Below are 17,150 nucleotides of genomic sequence, written 5' to 3'. Positions count from 1 at the left end.
TTGCTGCTCTCTATTATAAGGATGAATCGAATCAGAAACGTACGCCGAGGGTGACGCGCGCCGTGCGGCCCGGTCCCGGCATCAGGCTCAGGGTCAGCGGATCGAGGTAGTAACGATCCGTCAGGTTGTCCACCGCCACGTCGACGGTGGCGTTGGGCGTGATCTTGTAGCTGGCGAACAGGTCGGCCAGGGTATAGGCCTGCGTCAGCACCTGCGGCGAGGTGCCCGTCCATGACTGCCACACGGCCTTGTCGTCCTGGCGCGCCAGCGGATGGCCGACGTGCGTCAGGCGTGTGCCCAGCGTGAGCTTTTCCTGCAGCCAGCGCGTGCCCAGGGTCAGGTTGGCGCTCAGCTTGGGCTGGATATGGTTGCTCACGTAGGAACTGCTAAAGCCGATGGGCGAGCAGTCGGGCGTGTTCCAGATATCGGATTTCCAGCTGCTGGCCTTGCGCAAATAGGCCGCCGTGGCGGCGTCGCAGATCAGCGTCTTGCGGTTCCAGGTGCCGGAGAAATCGGCGAACACGGCGCCGCGGTCGTACGACGACTGCAGTTCGACGCCCGAGACGCTGTACTTGTCCGTGTTCGCCATCGAGAAGTTCTGCGCATAGGCCGGCAGGTCGGGTATCGGGCGGCGCGTGATGTAGCCATGCGTGACGTTGTCGAAGTAGGACAGGCGCAGGCGCAGCTTGTCGGCACCGCTCCACACGCCATCCTTGACCAGGCTCACGCCGATTTCGCGGTTGTGGCTGCGTTCGGCCCGCAGCGGCGACGAATACGTGGCCGAAAAGCCCATCGTCGATTCGTACAGGCTGGGCATGCGCAAGCCGCGCGCGTCGCGCAGGAACAGGCTGACGCTGTCGGACAGGCGCGCCGTCAGGGCGACAGTGGGCGAAAAGCCGTGATCCTGGCGGCGGATCGGCTTGCTGTACTTGAACAGGCCGGGAATGGCGTCGCGGTAGACATAGCCGTTGCCGCTCCATTGATCCACCTGCGAGATGTCCAGCGGGGCCGGCTCGACGCCATAGTTTTCCACCATGCCGCCCACCAGCGCGGGATTGGTGGCGGGCGTGAACTGGCCCTGCGCATCCTGGTACCATTTCGCGGCGCCAATCTGATCGCCTTGCTTGTCCCACATGGTGACCCATTGCCAGCCCTGCGGCTGGTATTGCTGCTCGGCGCGGCGGTTGCGGTCGCGCGTATCGAAGCGCTGGAAGCGTCCGCCCGCGTCGATGGTCAGCCAGTCGCGCGCCTGCCACTGCAGCGAGGCGAACGCGCTTTGCTCGTGGCGCTTGCCGTTGCGCAGCGTGTGATTGGCGTTCAGGTCGTCATCGAGGATGCGCACGCTGTCGGCCGGGCCGATATCCTCGTTCTGCAGCGACAGGCCGTAGTCCAGCTTGAGCGCGCCCATGGCGGTGGCGAAGCGCGAGGTATTCGTCAGGTCCGCGCCGACGCGGCGCGCCTGGTTCTTTGCCAGGTACAGCACTTCCACGCATTTCTTGCATTCGTGGTCGCCCGGATTGGGCTTGCCTTCGAGCGGATTGCTGAAGATGTCGCCGTTGCGCGACTTGCTCTGCATGTCCGTCAGCCACAGGTTGGCCTTCAGGTCGATCCACTGCTGGCCCTCGGGTTTCCACTCGTAGCGCGCCGTCAGCGCGTTGGTGCGCACCTGGCTCGGGTCCCACTGCGGGATGCTGCCGGTGCTGTTGCGGTAGATTTGCGACGGCATGATCTCGCCATAGCTGCTGTCGAAATAGCGGTAGCCCAGCTCCAGTTTCTGTTCATGCGGCAGGCGCAGATTGGCCTTCAGCAGGGCCGAAGTAGTGCGATTGGCCGTATTGAGCACTTCGTCGCCCTTCTTGAAGAACTGCGTCACGCCATCGTCGCCACCCCATGCATTGGGCAACTGGTAGCGCTTGAAACCGCGCGTGCCGGAAAAATAATTGCCGATGCTGCGGTGGCTGATTGCCGCCACCAGGTCGTAATCGTCCTGGCGCGTGGCCACGGCGATGCTGCCAAAGCCGCTGCGCGGGTCGCCCAGCTTGTTGCGGTGCGTGCGCGGCGCGCTGCCGAAATCCGTGGGCGCCGTGACGCTGTTGTCCTGGATGCCGCCGCGCAGGCGCACGCCCGTGCGCTGGCCCGCCAGCAAGATGTCTTCCGGACGCAGGGTCTGCATGCTGACCATGCCGCCGATGGCGCCCGCGCCCTGCGCCGACAGGTTCGGACCCTTGTCGATGCGGATGGCGCTGATCAGGTCAGGGTCGATGTAGCTGCGGTCGGCGATGCCCGCGTAGCCGCGGTAAACGGTCGACGATTGCAGGCTGCCGTCGATCAGCACGGGCACGCGGCCCTGGCCCTGCATGCCGCGCACGTTGACGTCGACGGCGCCGCTGTTGCGGCTGTCGCCCACCTGCACGCCGGCCACGCCCTTGAAGATGTCGGCCGGCGAAGTGCCGCGGAAGCGCTCGATCTGCTCGCGCCCGATGTACACGGAGGCGGCCGGCGTGGTGTAGGGCAGGTCGGCCGGATCCGTATCGTCCGCCTCGAACATGCCGCTGCCGCCCTGGCCATTCACGCGCAGGGTGCCGATCTGCACTGCGCCGGCGGCGATGGGCGCGGGTGCGCTGATGATGATGGTGGTGCCGCCTTGCAGCTGCGCCTGCAGGCCGCTGCCGGCCAGCAGCTGGCGCAGCGCATCGGGCAGCGAATGGCGGCCCTGCAGCGGCGCGCTTTGCCGGCCCTGCGTGAGGCGGGCGTCGGCCAGCAGCACCATGCCGGCCTGGCGCGCCAGTTCATTCAGCGCGCGGCTCAACGGTTGCGCGGGAATCTGCCACTCCACGACTGCGGCGGGGGCCGCCGTGGCGGCGTGGCTGGCGGGCATGGCGAAGGCCAGGCCGATGGCCAGGAACAGGGGAGACAGGCGGGCGTGCAAGGGAGGGCGAGGCATAGTCGTGTGCATGTTTTTCCTATGGTGACGTGGTGAATCATTCATAGTTAAAACGAATGAGTATCATTTACCCTGACGTGCGCCATGCTTTTATTTCGCGGCATATGGAAAATCAGCGGGCGACGATGTGCAGCTTGCCGCCGTCACGCCGCAGGCGCACGGGCAGGGCCAGCGGCAGGGCGGCGGCAAATTGCGCCGGCTGCAGCGCGTCGAAGCTGCCATTCAGGCGCAGGTCCGCCAGCGCCGGGTCGTCGAGCACGAGGCCCGAATCGCCATAGCGCTCGAATTCGGCCAGTGCCTCGGCCAGGGTGGCGTCCTCGAAATCGAGGCGCCCTGTACGCCAGTTGCCCACGGCTTGCGCGCTGACCCTGGCCAGCGCTTTCATGCCCTGCGGCGTGACGGTGACCGTGTCGCCCGCCTGCAGCACGGCGGCTGGCGCGCCGCTGTCACCTTCCACGCGCACGCTGCCCTGCGCCACGCTGACCTGCGTGGCGGTACCCACGTGGCGCACGGAAAAATGCGTGCCCAGCACGGTCGCCGTGGCGGTGCCGGCCAGCACCTGGAACGGGCGCGCCGCATCGGCGTGCACATGGAACATGGCCTGGCCGCGCAGCAGGCGCACGCTGCGCCGGTCGCGGTACAGGGCCACGTCGACGGCGCTGCCGCTATCGAGTTCGATGCGGCTGCCGTCGGGCAGGATTTGCGTGGCGAACTGGCCGCGCGCCGTGCTGTAGTCATGCTGGAAACCGGGCCGCTGCAAATGGCCGGCCAGCGGCCACGCCAGCAAGCCGCACAGCAGCAGGCAGCCGCCGGCCAGCGCGCCGCGCGGCAGGCTGCTGGCGGCCAGGCGCAAGCCGGCGAGGCGCCGCAGCAGCGATGTCGGCGCCGGCGCGGGCCGGGCGGGCTGGCTGAAGGCGGCCACGCGCTGTGCGGGCAGGCCGGCCAGCAGGGCATCGGTGCGGACCAGGGCGTCCCAGGCCTGCTGGTGGCGCGCGTCGGCCTGCAGCCATTGCCGCAGCGCCGCCAGTTCGTGCGCGGCCAGGCCGTCATCGTGGCGCAGCAGCCATTGGGCGGCCTGGAAGTCGATTTCGTCTGCCGTGGGAGTGGTCTGTGTCATGCGCTGTCTTTTCCAGTCACGCGGTCGGGCAAGCCTTTTTTACAGGCGAGCATGCCGTTGATAATATGTTTTTCCACCATGTTGACGGAGATGCCCATCTGGGCGGCGATCTCGATCTGGCTCAGGCCATCGAATTTGTACAGCGCGAAGGCCTGGCGGCAGCGCGGCGGCAAGGCATCGATGATGGCCAGCAGACGCTCCATGGTTTGCCGGTCGTGCAGCCGTTGCTCGGGCTCGTCGGCGCGCGGCGCGCGCAGCTGCAAGTGGTCTGCGTCGATATCGTCATGCGGCCGGCGCTGGTGCAGGCGCTGCTCGTCGATGGCGATGTTTTTTGCCGTCACGTAGAGCAGGGCGCGCTGGCCGCTGTCGGGCGCCATGCCGGCGCGCAGCGCCGGTGCGCCCGGGGCCGTCTTGCGCGCCAGGATGCGGGCATAGGCTTCCTGCACCACGTCCTGCGCCTTGTCGCGGCAGCCCGTGGAGCGCGAAATCAGGCGCAGCAATTCCTGGTAATAGCGTTCAAGCACCGCGCGTTTCCCCGTGATCAAAGCGCGCCATGATAACAAGCCCATCAAATAATAACAAGAATCATTCTCATCTGATGATTTGGATAACGCTGGATATTTTTGCCAATGCGGACAATAATCGGCAGCAGAAGGCGCTGTCGCGGACACAATGGCCGTTATTATCGATTTTTTCGATACTAACTAGGCAAATTTTCCGTTTTACATCGATCTTCATGCCATGCATAATCTGTTGCAACTGAAGCCAGACAACTCGCCGCATGCATCGCCTGCCTGCAGCCGGTTGCGGTTTTGACATCCACCACTCCCTATCAGGAATTCACAATGAAAAAACTGCTCGCTTTTATCGCCGCCGCCGGCTTCTCCCTGTCCGCCTTTGCCGCTCCGGAAGTCTATGTCATCGATGGCAGCCACACCTTCCCCCGTTTCGAGTACACCCACATGGGCTTCTCGACGCAGCAAAGCCGCTTCAACAACACCACCGGCAAGGTCACGCTGGACCGCGACGCCAAGACGGGCGCCGTCGAAGTGCTGATCGACACCAAGTCCGTGGACACGGGTTCGACCTTGTTCAACTCGCACATCCAGGGCGAGGACTTCCTCGATACGGCCAAATACCCCGTCGCCACCTACAAGTCGACCAAGTTCAATTTCGACGGCGACAAGCTGGCCTCCGTCGAAGGCAACCTGACCCTGAAAGGCGTGACCAAGCCAGTGACCCTGACCGTCACCTCGTTTACCTGCGCACCGCACCCGATGCTGAAAAAAGACGCCTGCGGCGCCAACGCCACGGCCAAGATCAAGCGCTCGGAATTCAACGCCGGCAAATATGCGCCAGCCGTCAGCGATGACGTGACCCTGACGTTTGCCATCGAAGCGATCAAACAGTAAGCCGTGTGACAAAATCTGCCGGGCGTCGCGCTTCTCGGCCACAAATCATCGCCGCTCGCTACGATTTTGTCAGACGTTACTCTGGTGGTGATTGATCGCCACTACCGATCAGTAATGGTAAAAGGCGGCGGACTTCGGTCCGCCGCCTTTTTTTTCGATAGCAGGTCAAATCAGCGCGGCAAAGCCACGCGTACTCCGACATGCGCCGCCAACAATGTGTCGGATTACGCGCGTCCCGCGCTAATCCGACCTACGCGGTTTGGCGGGTATCACAAGTAGCGGCGGTCCAGGGCCCGCCGCTTTTTTTGTCCGGGTAGGTCGGATCAGCGCGGCAAGGCCACGCGTGATCCGACATGCGCCGCCAACAATGTGTCGGATTACGCGCGTCCCGCGCTAATCCGACCTACGCGGTTGGGCAGGTATCACAAGTGGCGGCGGTCCAGGGCCCGCCGCTTTTTTTGTCCGGGTAGGTCGGATCAGCGCGGCAAGGCCACGCGTAATCCGACATGCACCGACATGCGCCAGGCATGCAAGATGATCACGCCAGGTGATGCACCTCCTGCTGCCCATACACGGGCGTAGCCAGTCCCTCCATGCGCGCCTTCAGCTGCAGCGACAGGTATTGCGAATAGTGGCGCGACTGATGCAGGTTGCCACCGTGGAACCACAGCGCCTGCTGCTGCGTGGGTTTCCACATATTGCGCTGCTCGCCCTCCCACGGCCCCGGGTCCTTCGTCGTGGCCGAGCCGAGGCCCCATACCTTGCCCACCTTGTTCGCCACTGCGGGCGAGATCAGGTCGGCCGCCCAGCCATTCATGGAGCCGTAGCCGGTGGCGTACACCACCAGGTCGGCCGGCAGCTCCGTGCCGTCGGACAGCACGATGGAGTGCGCTTTCAGCTCCTGCACGCCGACGCCGCTTTTCAGCTTGATCTTGCCCTCGGCGACCAGCTCCGAGGCGCCCACGTCGATGTAGTAGCCGGAGCCGCGCCGCAGGTATTTCATGAACAGGCCCGAATCGTCGTCGCCAAAATCGAGCATGAACCCCCGTTCCGCCAGGCGCGCGTAGAAGTCCGCATCGCGCTCGCGGATGGCCTGGAAGACGGGCTTCTGGAAGTCGGCCAGCAGCTTGTACGGGATCGAGGCAAACGTCAGGTCGGCCTTGGCCGTCGTCATGCCGGCCGCCAGCGCGCGTTCCGAATACAGCTCGCCCAGGGCCAGTTCCATCAGCGAGTCGGACTTGACGATGTGCGTCGACGAGCGCTGCACCATGGTCACGTCCACGCCCGCTTCCCACAGGGCGGCGCAGATGTCGTGCGCGGAATTGTTCGCGCCGACCACCACCACCTTCTTGCCCACGTACGCGTCCGGCCCCGGATGCTGCGACGAATGCTGCTGCTCGCCCTGGAACACGTCCATGCCCTTGAATGTCGGCATATTCGCCTTGCCCGACATGCCCGTGGCCAGCACCAGCTGCTTCGGCTTCAGGGTGACGGGCTGGCCGTCGCGCAGCACCTGCACCGTCCACTCGCCGGCAGCTTCGTCGAAGCTGGCCGATGCGCATGAAGTCGAGCCCCAGTAATTGAGCTCCATCACCTTGGTGTACATTTCCAGCCAGTCGCCGACCTTGTCCTTCGGCGTGAAGACGGGCCAGTTGTCGGGGAAGGGGATGTAGGGCATGTGGTCGTACCAGACGGGGTCGTGCAGGCACAGCGACTTGTAGCGCTTGCGCCAGCTGTCGCCGGGACGGGCGTTTTTCTCGATGATGATGGTGGGGACATTGAGCTGGCGCAGGCGCGCGCCGAGCGCGATGCCGCCCTGGCCGCCGCCGATGATGACGCAGTAGGGCTGGCGTGCGTAACCGAGTTCCTTCGCCTCCTGCTCGCGGTGTTCCAGCCAGCTGCTGCGGTTCGTGCGCGCGCCATGTTCGGCGCCCATGGGGCGGCGGCCCCCCCTGGCTTCCTCAAAGCCCTTCAATTCGCTCATGGTGGTGAGCAGGGTCCAGACCTTGCCGTCGCGGATGCGGATGAAGCCCGTGCCGCGTCCCACGCCCGTTTCCACCGTGATCCAGCATTGCAGCACGCCGCCGGCCTCCACCGCATGTTCGCCGTCGGCGATGCTGATGTTCACGGGCTGTACGGCGCCCAGCTGGGCGGCCAGCATGGCGGCGATCTGCTCGCGGCCTTCCAGGGTCTTCAGGTTCCAGGTAAATAGCACCAGGTCGCGCCAGTAGCCGTCTTCCTCGAACAGCCGGGCGGCACCCGTGCTGTCGCTGGCGCGCAGCGCGCCTTCGAGCTGTTCCAGGATGCCGGCCACGGCCAGGTCGTGCGGGGTGTTATCGGTATGCATCGTGTCTCCTCCAAGTCTGCTGACTTTATGATGGGATGCGGCTGTGCTGCCGCTGACGATGTTGTAACACTGGCGTTTTGGCGCCGCATCCTGCAGCGCAGCATGGCGGCGCCTGAGACGGAAATCTCAGCTTTTATTGAGCTGCTATTGCCGGTGCGGCGGCACGATTTTCAGCTGCTTGATGCGCCGGTACAGGGTGGCGCGCGAGACGCCCAGCATGGCCGCCGCCTGCAGCGGGCGCCATTTGGCGGCGCTCATGGCGTTGACGATGCGCGTGCGCTCGGCCAGTTCCAGCGCCGTGTGCGCCACCACGTCTTGCGTTGCCGGCGCCTCGCGTCTGGCGCGCGTGCGCAGGCTGCCCTGGCGTAGCGGCGCGCGCACGCGCGCATGCAGCCAGGCACTGCCGCCAGCCAGGCGCAGCGACAGCAGGTTGTGTCCCGCGCGCGCGTCGAACAGGCGCTCGGCGCGCACTTCGAGCACCTCGCCGACGGGACGGGGCAGGGTGTCCAGGCCGGCGATGAGGTCGCGCGCGCAGCGGTTGGCGGCAACGATGTCGCCATGCTCATCGACGGCGATCAGCATCTCGGGCTGCACTTCCACGAAGTGGCGGTTGCGGTGCGCCAGCAGGATGCAGCAATGGGCGTAGGACTTGATGAAAAAACCGTCCTCGATCAGGGTGGCGCTCTGGCGCACCAGCTGCTTGACCAGGCGCTGGCTGTCGCGCGCGTCGGGGGAAGTCAGCGCCGAGGCATCGAGCACGCCGATCAATTCCCCGTGCGGCGAAAAGATCGGTGCGGCGCTGCAGGTCAGTCCCGTGAACGCGGCGCGGAAATGGTCGGTCTTGTGCACGGTGATGGCTTCGCGGTCGAGCAGCACGGACGCGATGCCGCACGTGCCTTCCTCGTCTTCCGACCAGCATGAGCCGGGATACAGGCCCGCCTTCTTGAAATCCTTGCGCTGGTGCGTGTCGACCACGTAATCGATCGTCACGCCGCGCGCATTGGCCAGGATGACGCAGTAGCCGGCTTCGCGCACCATGGCGTGCAGGCGCGGCAGGCAGTGGCCCGTGGAGCGCAGGAAGCCTTCCTCGGATTGCTGGATGGCGCGCAGTTCGGCGGCCGTCAGGATGCGCGGCCCCGTCGTCGAGGCGGGATCGAGCCGGTACTCGTCGAGCGAACGGCGGTACGAGGAGGCCAGCCTGGCCGTGTCAGCGCCAGGATTGACGATCCGGCCGGCGATCAGGTCGCGCACCCGCTCGATATGGCTGGTCTGGCGGACGTAAGGCATGGCGTTCTCCCGTGTCTCTGCTGCTGTTTTGATGGCGATGGGAGTTTGTAGCACGAAGCGCAGGCGCATGCATGCCGCAGTGCAGCATGGGAGCGCCGCGAGACGTTCGTCTCAGCGGCGCCGCGCCGCACGATAGGATGCTTTACAACAATAAAAAAGAGCATCTCTGATAACATCCGCAGCAATAGACAGTCAGCTATCGCAAGGGATCTTTATGGCAACGCAAGCGATGTGCGGGAGGCGGCGTGCTGTCGCCGTGGCCCTGCTGGGATGGAGCGCTGCCTGCGGCGCCGCCGGCCAGCTCGATCCCGATGGCCTGAGCAGCATGGAAAAGGAAGTGGCCCGGCGCGCCGCCGTCGAACCGGCCATCGGCGCCGACTGGCAAGTGACGCGTTCCGTGGAAGCGGGCGTGCAGATCGCTGGCGAAAGCAATTTGTTCTGGAAGCTGTCGAACACGCCGGCGCGCAATCCGGACTTCGATTTCCATCCCTACTGGTACGAGTTCTATGCCAAGCCGGCGCTCGGCTTCAAGCGCAACCTTGGCGACGGCAAGCAGCTGTATGCGCGCGTCTCGGCCGTCGGCTCAGGCACTCTGCGCCACGATCCTTTCGGCGCCGGCGATACGGGCCGCATCTCGATCGAGGAATTCGTCGCCGGCATCCGGATGCCGCTCGGCGGCGCCGGCGCGCTCATCGACCTGTCGGCCGGCGCGCAGAATTTCACGCTCGGCACCGGCATGCTGATCGCCAATGGCGGCTCGAACGGCTTTGACCGCGGGGCGCTGAAACTGGGGCCGCGCAAGGCCTTCCAGAATTCCGTGGTGGCCAAGGTGAGCCAGGATGCCTACAGCGCCCAGGCGTTTTATCTCGACCCGAATGAAAACCCCGACAACGATTCGGGCACGCGCGTGGTGGGCGTCGACCTCAGTTACGCCCCCGCGAACGACCGCAAGGCCGGCATCGCGTATGGCAAGGTGCCGCATTCGCGCGCCGCGTATCCGCAGGCGGCGCCGGGCGGCATCGGCGCGCCGCTGGCGGTGCCTGACGGCCGCAAGGACCTGCAATTCGTGTATGGCTACGCGCGCGTTCCCGTGCTGCCCGCCGTGCTGTCGAAAGGCTGGTTCGGCATCGACGCCGCGCGCGAATGGAATACGCGCGAACCGCTGCGGGCCTGGGGCTGGCGCACGGAAGGGGGCTTTTCGCTGCCCGACGTGGCATGGACACCGAAGTTCACCCTGGGCTACCAGAGCTTTTCCGGCGACGATCCGCACACGGCGCGCAACGAGCGCTTCGATCCGCTGTTCTTCGAAGGCACGCCTGGCGCCTGGGCCTCGGGCAGCAAGGCCACCTGGGTCTTCGTCAACTCCAACGTGAATGCCTTGCAGGCGACGATCGAGTTGCACCCGACACCGAAGGACACCGTGACCGCTTACCTGGCCCAGGTGCGCGCCAACCGGATGGGCAGTCCGCTGCAGTTCGGCCAGGCCACGCGCCTCGACGTGCCGGGTGATGCGCCGGTGGTGATAGCGGGCGTGCTGCGTCCCATGCTGGCCAACGATGTCTTCGTCAAGTACGTGCGCGTCGTCAATCCGAATACCTACCTGACCCTGGGTTTCAGCGCCTCGTTCGCGCAGTCCGGCGTCAAGCAGCTGGTGAACGGCCAGGCCAGGACCTGGACGGGCTGGCTGGCGAATGTCGTATGGGTGTATTAAGTATTGTCTATCAAGGAGAGCATCACATGAACGATTTTCCCAGCATGAAACGCCTGGCCCTGGCCGCAGCCTGCCTGGCGCTGGCAGCCGGCGTCCAGGCGGCCGAGACGGCGGGAGCGCCGCTGTCGGCCGCCGCCAGCGATCCGGCAGCGTTGAAATGGATGGTGGGTTCGCCGCCGCCGGCCGACAAGATCATCCGCTTCGACGACGGCAGCTATTTCACTTTCCCGCAGCTGCGCTGGAGCGTCTCGCACTTCCGCCAGCTGATGCCGACGGTGGAGGTGTCGCGCGGCCTGGGCGCGCCGCAGCCCCTGCAGCGCGCGTTGCGCAGCGATATCGACAGCCTGCGCTTCACGCCCCTGGGGGCGAAGGACACGATGACGTGGGAGCAGTCGCTGGGCGCCAATTACACGGATGGCATCGTGGTGCTGCACCGCGGCCGCATCGTGTATGAACGCTACCTGGGCGTGTTGAAGGACAGCGGCCAGCATGGCGCCATGTCGGTGACGAAATCCGTGATGGGCACCATGGGCGCCGCGTTGGTGGCCGAAGGCAAGCTCGATCCCGGCAAGAAAGTGGCCGACTACATACCGGAATTGGGCAAGTCGGCGTTTGGCGACGCCACCGTGCGCCAGGTGCTGGACATGACCACGGGCCTGAAATTCAGCGAAGACTATGCCGATCCGAACGCCGAGGTATGGAAGCATGCGGCGGCCGGCAACCCGCTGCCCAAGCCGAAGGACTACACGGGGCCGCGCAGCTATTTCGAGTACCTGCAAACCGTGCAGCACGAGGGCAGGCATGGCGAGGGCTTCGGCTACCGCACGGTCAATTCCGACGTGCTGGGCTGGATCATCGCGCGCGTCACGGGACAGAACGTCAACGACTACCTGTCCGAACATATCTGGAAGAAGCTGGGTGCCGAGCAGGATGCCTACATGTCTGTCGATTCGACCGGCACGCCGTTCGCCGGCGGCGGCTTGAGCGCGGGCTTGCGCGACCTGGCACGCTTTGGCGAAATGCTGCGCAACGATGGCCGCTACAACGGCCAGCAAATCATCCCGAAGGCGGCGGTTGCCGACATCCGCCGTGGCGGCGACAAGCAGCTGTTCGCCAAGGGCGGCTACGACTTGCTGAAAGGCTGGAGCTACCGCGACATGTGGTGGGTCACGCATAACGACCACGGCGCCTACATGGCGCGCGGCGTGTATGGACAGCGCATCTACATCGACCCGAAAGCGGAAATGGTGATCGTGCGTTTCGCCTCCACGCCGACGGCGGCCAACGCGGCCAACGACCCGACCACCACGCCGGCCTTCGAAGCGCTGGGCAGGCTGCTGCTGGCCAAGCCGAAATAGGGTTGGCCGCCATGCCGGGTGGTCCGCGCGCGGGCCACTGCACCGGCAGCGCGCCAGCCGTGCGGCAGCCTGGACATAATTGCCATACTATATTCCTTTTGTTATCAATTGTTGCCTGAAATATATGCTGGCGGCGACAGACGGGGGAGCGCATCGTGGAAACCAGCCAGCCAGACCACCCGCGCCCGCCGCTCCGGCGGCGCTTGCTGTGGCCATTTTCCCAGCTCGGTTCGGCGTTCAAGCTGACGGGCACCCACTTGCTGCACCACGTGATCGGCGCCAGCCTGATCGCCTCGCTGATGCTGGCGCTGGAAGGCTTCCACGTGCTCGAATGGCTCGATGCGGCCATGCTGCGCGCCAGCGCGGAACAGGCGCCGCTGCTGCACAAGGGCCGCGATCCCGGCGCCGCCTACCGGCCCGGCATCATCGAAATCGACCAGCCCGCGTTTGAACAGGTATTCGACGAGCGCGAACCGCTGGAGCGGGCGCGCCTGGAGCAGTTGCTGGCCAGCGTGGCGCAGCGCGGCGCGCGCGTGCTGGCCATCGACCTGGACCTGGCGCCGGCCGTCTACGAGCAGCACAAGGCAGGCGAGCGGCCGCTGGACCGCCTGCTCGACCGGCTGGCCGCCGATGGCCGGCAGCTGGTGCTGATCCTGCCCGAGCAATCGGACCAGAATGCGAACCTGCCGTGGCTACGCGCGCGCTGCGCGGCCGGCGTGCATTTCGCCAGTCCGCGCATCCGCGAACGCATGGGCGCCGTCACGCGCATCGAACTGAAAAGTCCCGTGCTGGCGGCCGTGGCCTTCGAACTGGCGCACGGCATGCGCCAGCAGGAGCAGAACCAGCCCATGCCGGCCGCGCTGTCCGAGCAAAAGGAAGGCTACCGCCTGGCCGGCCGCGTGTGCCAGCTGGCGCGGCGCACGGGCAGCGAAAAGGAGTTGGCGCGCTGGGCCTTCGAACCGGTCATCCACGGCGACGCCAAGGATGCGGCCGAACAGAATGCCGTCACCGCGCCATTCCATCCGACCGCCATGGCGCCCGCGTTCCTCGACCCCACGCGCGCCGGCGTGCGGCTCGTCGACGGCAAGGCCGGCGTGGCGCAGGACGCGCCGCGCAAGCAGGTGCTGTTCATCGGCGCCAGCTACGACGTACGCGACCGCTATACGACGGCCGAAGGCGAGCAGGCCGGCCTGCACCTGCACGCGGCCGCCTATACCTCGCTGGGCATCGGCACGGCCGACGTGAACAAATACGTGGTGTTCGCGGTCGACATCGTGATCGGCGTGCTGCTGGGCTGCCTGTTCGGCGGCTTGTGGACCCTGTATGGCAGGGCCGAACTGGCCATCGACGAGCGCATGGCCGACCACGACTTCAGCCGCCTGCACCGCATGGGCACCTTGCTGGAATTTTATGGCATCCGCCTGATACTGGTGCTGGTGTGGGCTTCGCCGTTTGCCATCGGCGCGCTGGCAATCTATCTGTCGCGCGGCTTGCTCGAGCAGGGCTGGTGGGTCAACCCCGGGCCGCTCATCGCCGGCATGTTCCTGCACGCGATGTCGCTGCGCGACGAAGCGCACCACCCGCACGAGGAAGTGCCGGGCCTGTCCGTCTGGGCCCAGCTGCGCCGCACGCACCCCGGCATCGTGCTGGTGCAGGCGCCGCTGGCGGTGCTGCTGTTGGTGGTGGCCGTGATCTAGCGCAAACCGTATGGCGTCGCAGCGACGCTAAACTGGGTGCTTTTCCAGCTTGCCGGAGGATGCCATGCTGAGCGGAGGATGTTTATGCGGCGACGTGCGCTACGAAGCGGGCACGGGCGCCTTCCATGAAAGCGCCTGCCATTGCTCGATGTGCCGCCGCGCCTCTGGCGCGCCGTTTGTCGCCTGGTTCAGCGTGCCGCGCGCGAACCTGCGCTGGCTGCAGGGGCAGGCCCGGTCGTATGCTTCCAGCGTGCATGGCAAGCGCAGCTTCTGTCCGCGCTGCGGCACGCAGCTGACGTTCGAAGATAAGCGCTACCCGGACGAGGTCGACCTGACCACTTGCAGCCTCGACGAACCGGAGCGGCTGCCGCCGCAAAGCCATATCCATACCGCCTCGCAAGTGGCGTGGGTCAGGCTGGCCGATGGATTGCCGCGCTATCAGGCGTCGCGCGACGCCGGCTAAGCCGCTTTGATCCCGGCACGGTGCATGAAGCGTGTTCAGGCGATCAGCTTCAAGCCCGGCGGCAGCGCCTCGCCCAGCATGCGTTTGGTATTCGCTTCATCGAGCTGCGTGACTTCGCTGACCATCGCCTGCCACAGGGGCGGGGCGCCGACGGCTTTCAGGCGGGCGAGGATGGTGGCGCGCAGCCCGTCGGCGATGTCGCGCGAGCGGTCGCCCGTCATGCGCGCCAGGTGGGTGGCGGCAAAGGCAGCCGGCTCGGTCTTTTTCCAGTCCAGTGCCAGCAGCGCGGCCAGCCAGTCGGCCACGGTGGCGCTGTCGACCACTTCGTGCGCGCTGCCATGGAAGGGCTGGCGCGCGCCGACCCTGGCCAGCGCCCACAGGGTGTTCGTGTCGGCTGTGCCGGCCTTGTCCAGGCGTTTCAGCAGCCAGGCGCCCACTTCCGCCTTGTAGGCGCCGGGGATGCGCTCGAGCGACGCGCCCAGGCGCAGCATATCGTCGTCGCTGCCGTTCACCAGGGTGACGGGGCGGCTGCCGCGCTGGGCCGCATCGGCTTGCAGGTTGAAGGCGAAATCGTCGAGCAGGCGCAGTTGCTGCTCCGTGCTCAAGCCGCCGGCCACGCGGCGCCACAGTGTCCACCATTCGGCGCACACCTGGTTATCCTTGTGGTGCTGCACGCCCGTGTCGAACATGGCCCACAGCTGCTCGATGCGCCATGGGTCGAGCGCATCGCCATAGCCGGGACGCAGGCAGTAGCCGGCCAGGTTCAGCCAGACCCGCTCATGTTCGGCGGAGCGCCGCCGGCCACGCGCGCGTTGCAGCAAGGCGTCGAACAGCTGGCGCAGCAGCGGCGTGTCCCAGCTTTCGCGTCCGCCGAGTCCCTGTTCCAGGTGCTGGCGCAGCTGGCGCACTTCCTTGCTCTCGACCTTTTGCGCCTTGCCGCCAAAGATGCGCTCGATCTTTTCGATGGCTTCCTTGATGCGCGGCGAGACCGTGGATGCTTCCGTTTCCGGCTCATCGCCGCCGCGCAACTGGAATTCCAGCAGCCAGCGGTCGCTGGCATCGGCTGCGGCCACGCAATGGACTTCCAGCGTGCCCACCTCCGTCATGACGGTGGCCAGTTGCACGGTGATTTCGCGCTTGTCATTGCTGCCGTCTTTGGCATGCAGCACGCTGGCCAGCGGCGGCAGGCGCAGGTAGTCGCCTTCGCCCAGGTCGACGATGTCGCCCAGCCTGGGCGGCGTACCCGCTTCGGCGAGGGAAGTGGCCAGGTGGAAGCGCACGGGGCGGCCCAGGCGCAGCGCGAACAGGCGCTGCGTCAGGCGGATTTCCTCGCCGCTGGCGCTGCCGCGCGGCAGGATGCAGACGGCGCGGTGGTCCTTGCCCGCCTCGCCCAGCACGAGGAAGTAGCTGCGCGGCGAACCGCCGCCGATGCGCGGCGCCTGGCCGCGGCGGGCCAGCGCGTAGGCGACGGCGCCGCGCGCCACGGCCACGTCGGGGTTGTCGTTGTGCAGCAGGGTGAGGGGCGCGCCGCGCCAGTGCGCCAGCGTCTCGGCCAGGCGGCGCGCCAGCGCATCGGCGCGGAACACGCCGCCGTTCAGCAGCAGGGTATCGGGCAGTGCACCCGCATGCTGCTGTAAAAAGCTGGCCAGGTGGCGCGTGATGGCCGCATCCTGCGCGTAGGGCAGGCCGAATTCGACGATGCCGGCGCGGCCCTTTTTCGCGACGTCGCCCGCATCGACGAGCGGGAAGAAGCCGTCGACCACCATGGCCGCCACTTCTTCGCGCGTGACGTCGGCGGAGCGGCTGCCGCCGATCAGGCGCGAGCCGGCGCCCAGCAGGGTGACGGTGGCGCTGCCGGGCGCATCGTTCGAGAGCAGCAGCTCCTTGGCGGCGCGGCAGCGCTCCATCAGCTGCGACAGGCGCGCGGCGGACAGCTTCATGCCGCCTTCCATGCCGGCCGCCATGCGCGTTTCCACCAGGTGGGCCAGCGCCAGGTCCATATTGTCGCCGCCGAGGATCAGATGGTTGCCCACGCTGCTGCGCGTGAGCTGCGGCGCGCCATCGTCGCCGAAGGCCACGTCGATCAGGCTGAAATCCGTGGTGCCGCCGCCCACGTCGCAGACTAAAATGCGGCGCGTATCGGCCAGGTCCTCGCGCAGGGTGGCGCGCCGGCGCTGCAGGAAATCATAGAAGGCCGCCTGCGGTTCTTCCACCAGGCGCAGGGTCGGCAGCCCCGCCATGCGCGCGGCTTCCAGTGTGAGTGCGCGCGCACCCTCGTCGAACGAGGCGGGAATGGTCAGCACCAGTTCCTGCCCTTCCAGCGGAGCGTGCGGGAAGCGGTGATTCCACGCGGCGCGCACGTAGGCCAGGTAGCTGGCGCTGGCGGCCACGGGTGAGATTTTCGGCACATCCGCTTGCGCGCCCCACGGCAGGATGGGCGCCTGGCGGTCGACATTCGCATGCGACAGCCAGCTCTTGGCGCTGGTGACCAGCCGGCCCGGTACCTGCGCGCCGAGCTGGCGCGCCAGGGCGCCCAGCACGGGCTGCACAGCGTCGGCGACATCGTCCTGCGGCCACGGCAGCGGCAAGTCGCCCGCCGCCAGTTCGCCGGCGGCAGGGTGGTAGCGCACGGAGGGCAGCAGGGGGCGTGCGCCCACTTCGCCGGGGGCCAGCAGCTGTTCGATGGCGAACAGGTGGATGCCTGCCTGCGCATTGCCGGCTTCGGCCGTAGCGGCATAGGCGACCACCGTATTGGTGGTGCCCAGGTCGATGCCGACCAGGAAGGCCGGCTTGCCCGCAGCGCTGCCCATGGCG

At 66.6% G+C, this 17,150-nt stretch carries 11 protein-coding genes; 5 read left to right on the top strand and 6 right to left on the bottom strand.

The genetic code is table 11. From position 1 onward, the window contains the following. Positions 1–31: 31 nt before the first annotated feature. From AC1RDJ_RS17170 to AC1RDJ_RS17160, 3 genes are all read right to left on the bottom strand, one after another. Positions 32–2,956, bottom strand: coding sequence for a TonB-dependent receptor (locus AC1RDJ_RS17170; RefSeq protein WP_493028224.1), 2,925 nt, complete (start codon positions 2,954–2,956; stop codon positions 32–34). A 100-nt stretch (positions 2,957–3,056) separates the two neighbouring features. Next, positions 3,057–4,061, bottom strand: a complete 1,005-nt coding sequence (locus AC1RDJ_RS17165) for a FecR family protein (protein WP_493028223.1) — start codon at positions 4,059–4,061, stop codon at positions 3,057–3,059. Then, positions 4,058–4,585 (bottom strand): sigma-70 family RNA polymerase sigma factor, encoded by a 528-nt coding sequence (locus tag AC1RDJ_RS17160; protein ID WP_083412113.1) that lies wholly within the window; start codon positions 4,583–4,585, stop codon positions 4,058–4,060. Before AC1RDJ_RS17160 ends, AC1RDJ_RS17165 begins: the two co-directional genes overlap by 4 nt. A gap of 321 nt (positions 4,586–4,906) precedes the next feature. On the opposite strand from AC1RDJ_RS17160, the gene AC1RDJ_RS17155 reads away from it, so the two are divergent. After that, complete coding sequence (locus AC1RDJ_RS17155; protein ID WP_071322945.1) at positions 4,907–5,473, top strand: YceI family protein; 567 nt, start codon at positions 4,907–4,909, stop codon at positions 5,471–5,473. A 538-nt stretch (positions 5,474–6,011) separates the two neighbouring features. On the opposite strand, the gene AC1RDJ_RS17150 is transcribed toward AC1RDJ_RS17155, so the two are convergent. Both AC1RDJ_RS17150 and AC1RDJ_RS17145 read right to left on the bottom strand, forming a co-directional pair. Continuing rightward, positions 6,012–7,820 (bottom strand): NAD(P)-binding domain-containing protein, encoded by a 1,809-nt coding sequence (locus tag AC1RDJ_RS17150; RefSeq protein WP_493028222.1) that lies wholly within the window; start codon positions 7,818–7,820, stop codon positions 6,012–6,014. Between the two features lie 144 nt (positions 7,821–7,964). Further along, positions 7,965–9,107: a sigma-54-dependent Fis family transcriptional regulator gene (locus AC1RDJ_RS17145; RefSeq protein ID WP_071322947.1), complete on the bottom strand. Its 1,143-nt coding sequence runs from the start codon at positions 9,105–9,107 to the stop codon at positions 7,965–7,967. Between the two features lie 214 nt (positions 9,108–9,321). Between AC1RDJ_RS17145 and AC1RDJ_RS17140 the strand changes: the two genes are divergently transcribed. The 4 genes from AC1RDJ_RS17140 (at position 9,322) to AC1RDJ_RS17125 (ending at position 14,336) form a co-directional block, all read left to right on the top strand. Further along, a complete protein-coding gene (locus AC1RDJ_RS17140; RefSeq protein ID WP_083411700.1) occupies positions 9,322–10,818 on the top strand; it encodes an alginate export family protein in 1,497 nt (498 codons plus the stop codon). A gap of 26 nt (positions 10,819–10,844) precedes the next feature. After that, positions 10,845–12,176 (top strand): serine hydrolase domain-containing protein, encoded by a 1,332-nt coding sequence (locus AC1RDJ_RS17135; protein ID WP_493028221.1) that lies wholly within the window; start codon positions 10,845–10,847, stop codon positions 12,174–12,176. 155 nt (positions 12,177–12,331) lie between these two features. Continuing rightward, a complete protein-coding gene (locus AC1RDJ_RS17130) occupies positions 12,332–13,873 on the top strand; it encodes a CHASE2 domain-containing protein (protein ID WP_493028220.1) in 1,542 nt (513 codons plus the stop codon). A 64-nt stretch (positions 13,874–13,937) separates the two neighbouring features. After that, positions 13,938–14,336, top strand: a complete 399-nt coding sequence (locus AC1RDJ_RS17125; RefSeq protein WP_493028219.1) for a GFA family protein — start codon at positions 13,938–13,940, stop codon at positions 14,334–14,336. A gap of 35 nt (positions 14,337–14,371) precedes the next feature. On the opposite strand, the gene AC1RDJ_RS17120 is transcribed toward AC1RDJ_RS17125, so the two are convergent. Next, positions 14,372–17,146: an Hsp70 family protein gene (locus tag AC1RDJ_RS17120; protein ID WP_493028218.1), complete on the bottom strand. Its 2,775-nt coding sequence runs from the start codon at positions 17,144–17,146 to the stop codon at positions 14,372–14,374. Between the last annotated feature and the right edge of the window lie 4 nt (positions 17,147–17,150).

This window comes from Janthinobacterium sp. GW822-FHT07H10 (genome assembly GCF_058798675.1).
The sequence above is the reverse complement of the archived record's forward strand: the minus strand, read 5'-3'. Positions and strand labels throughout refer to the sequence as shown.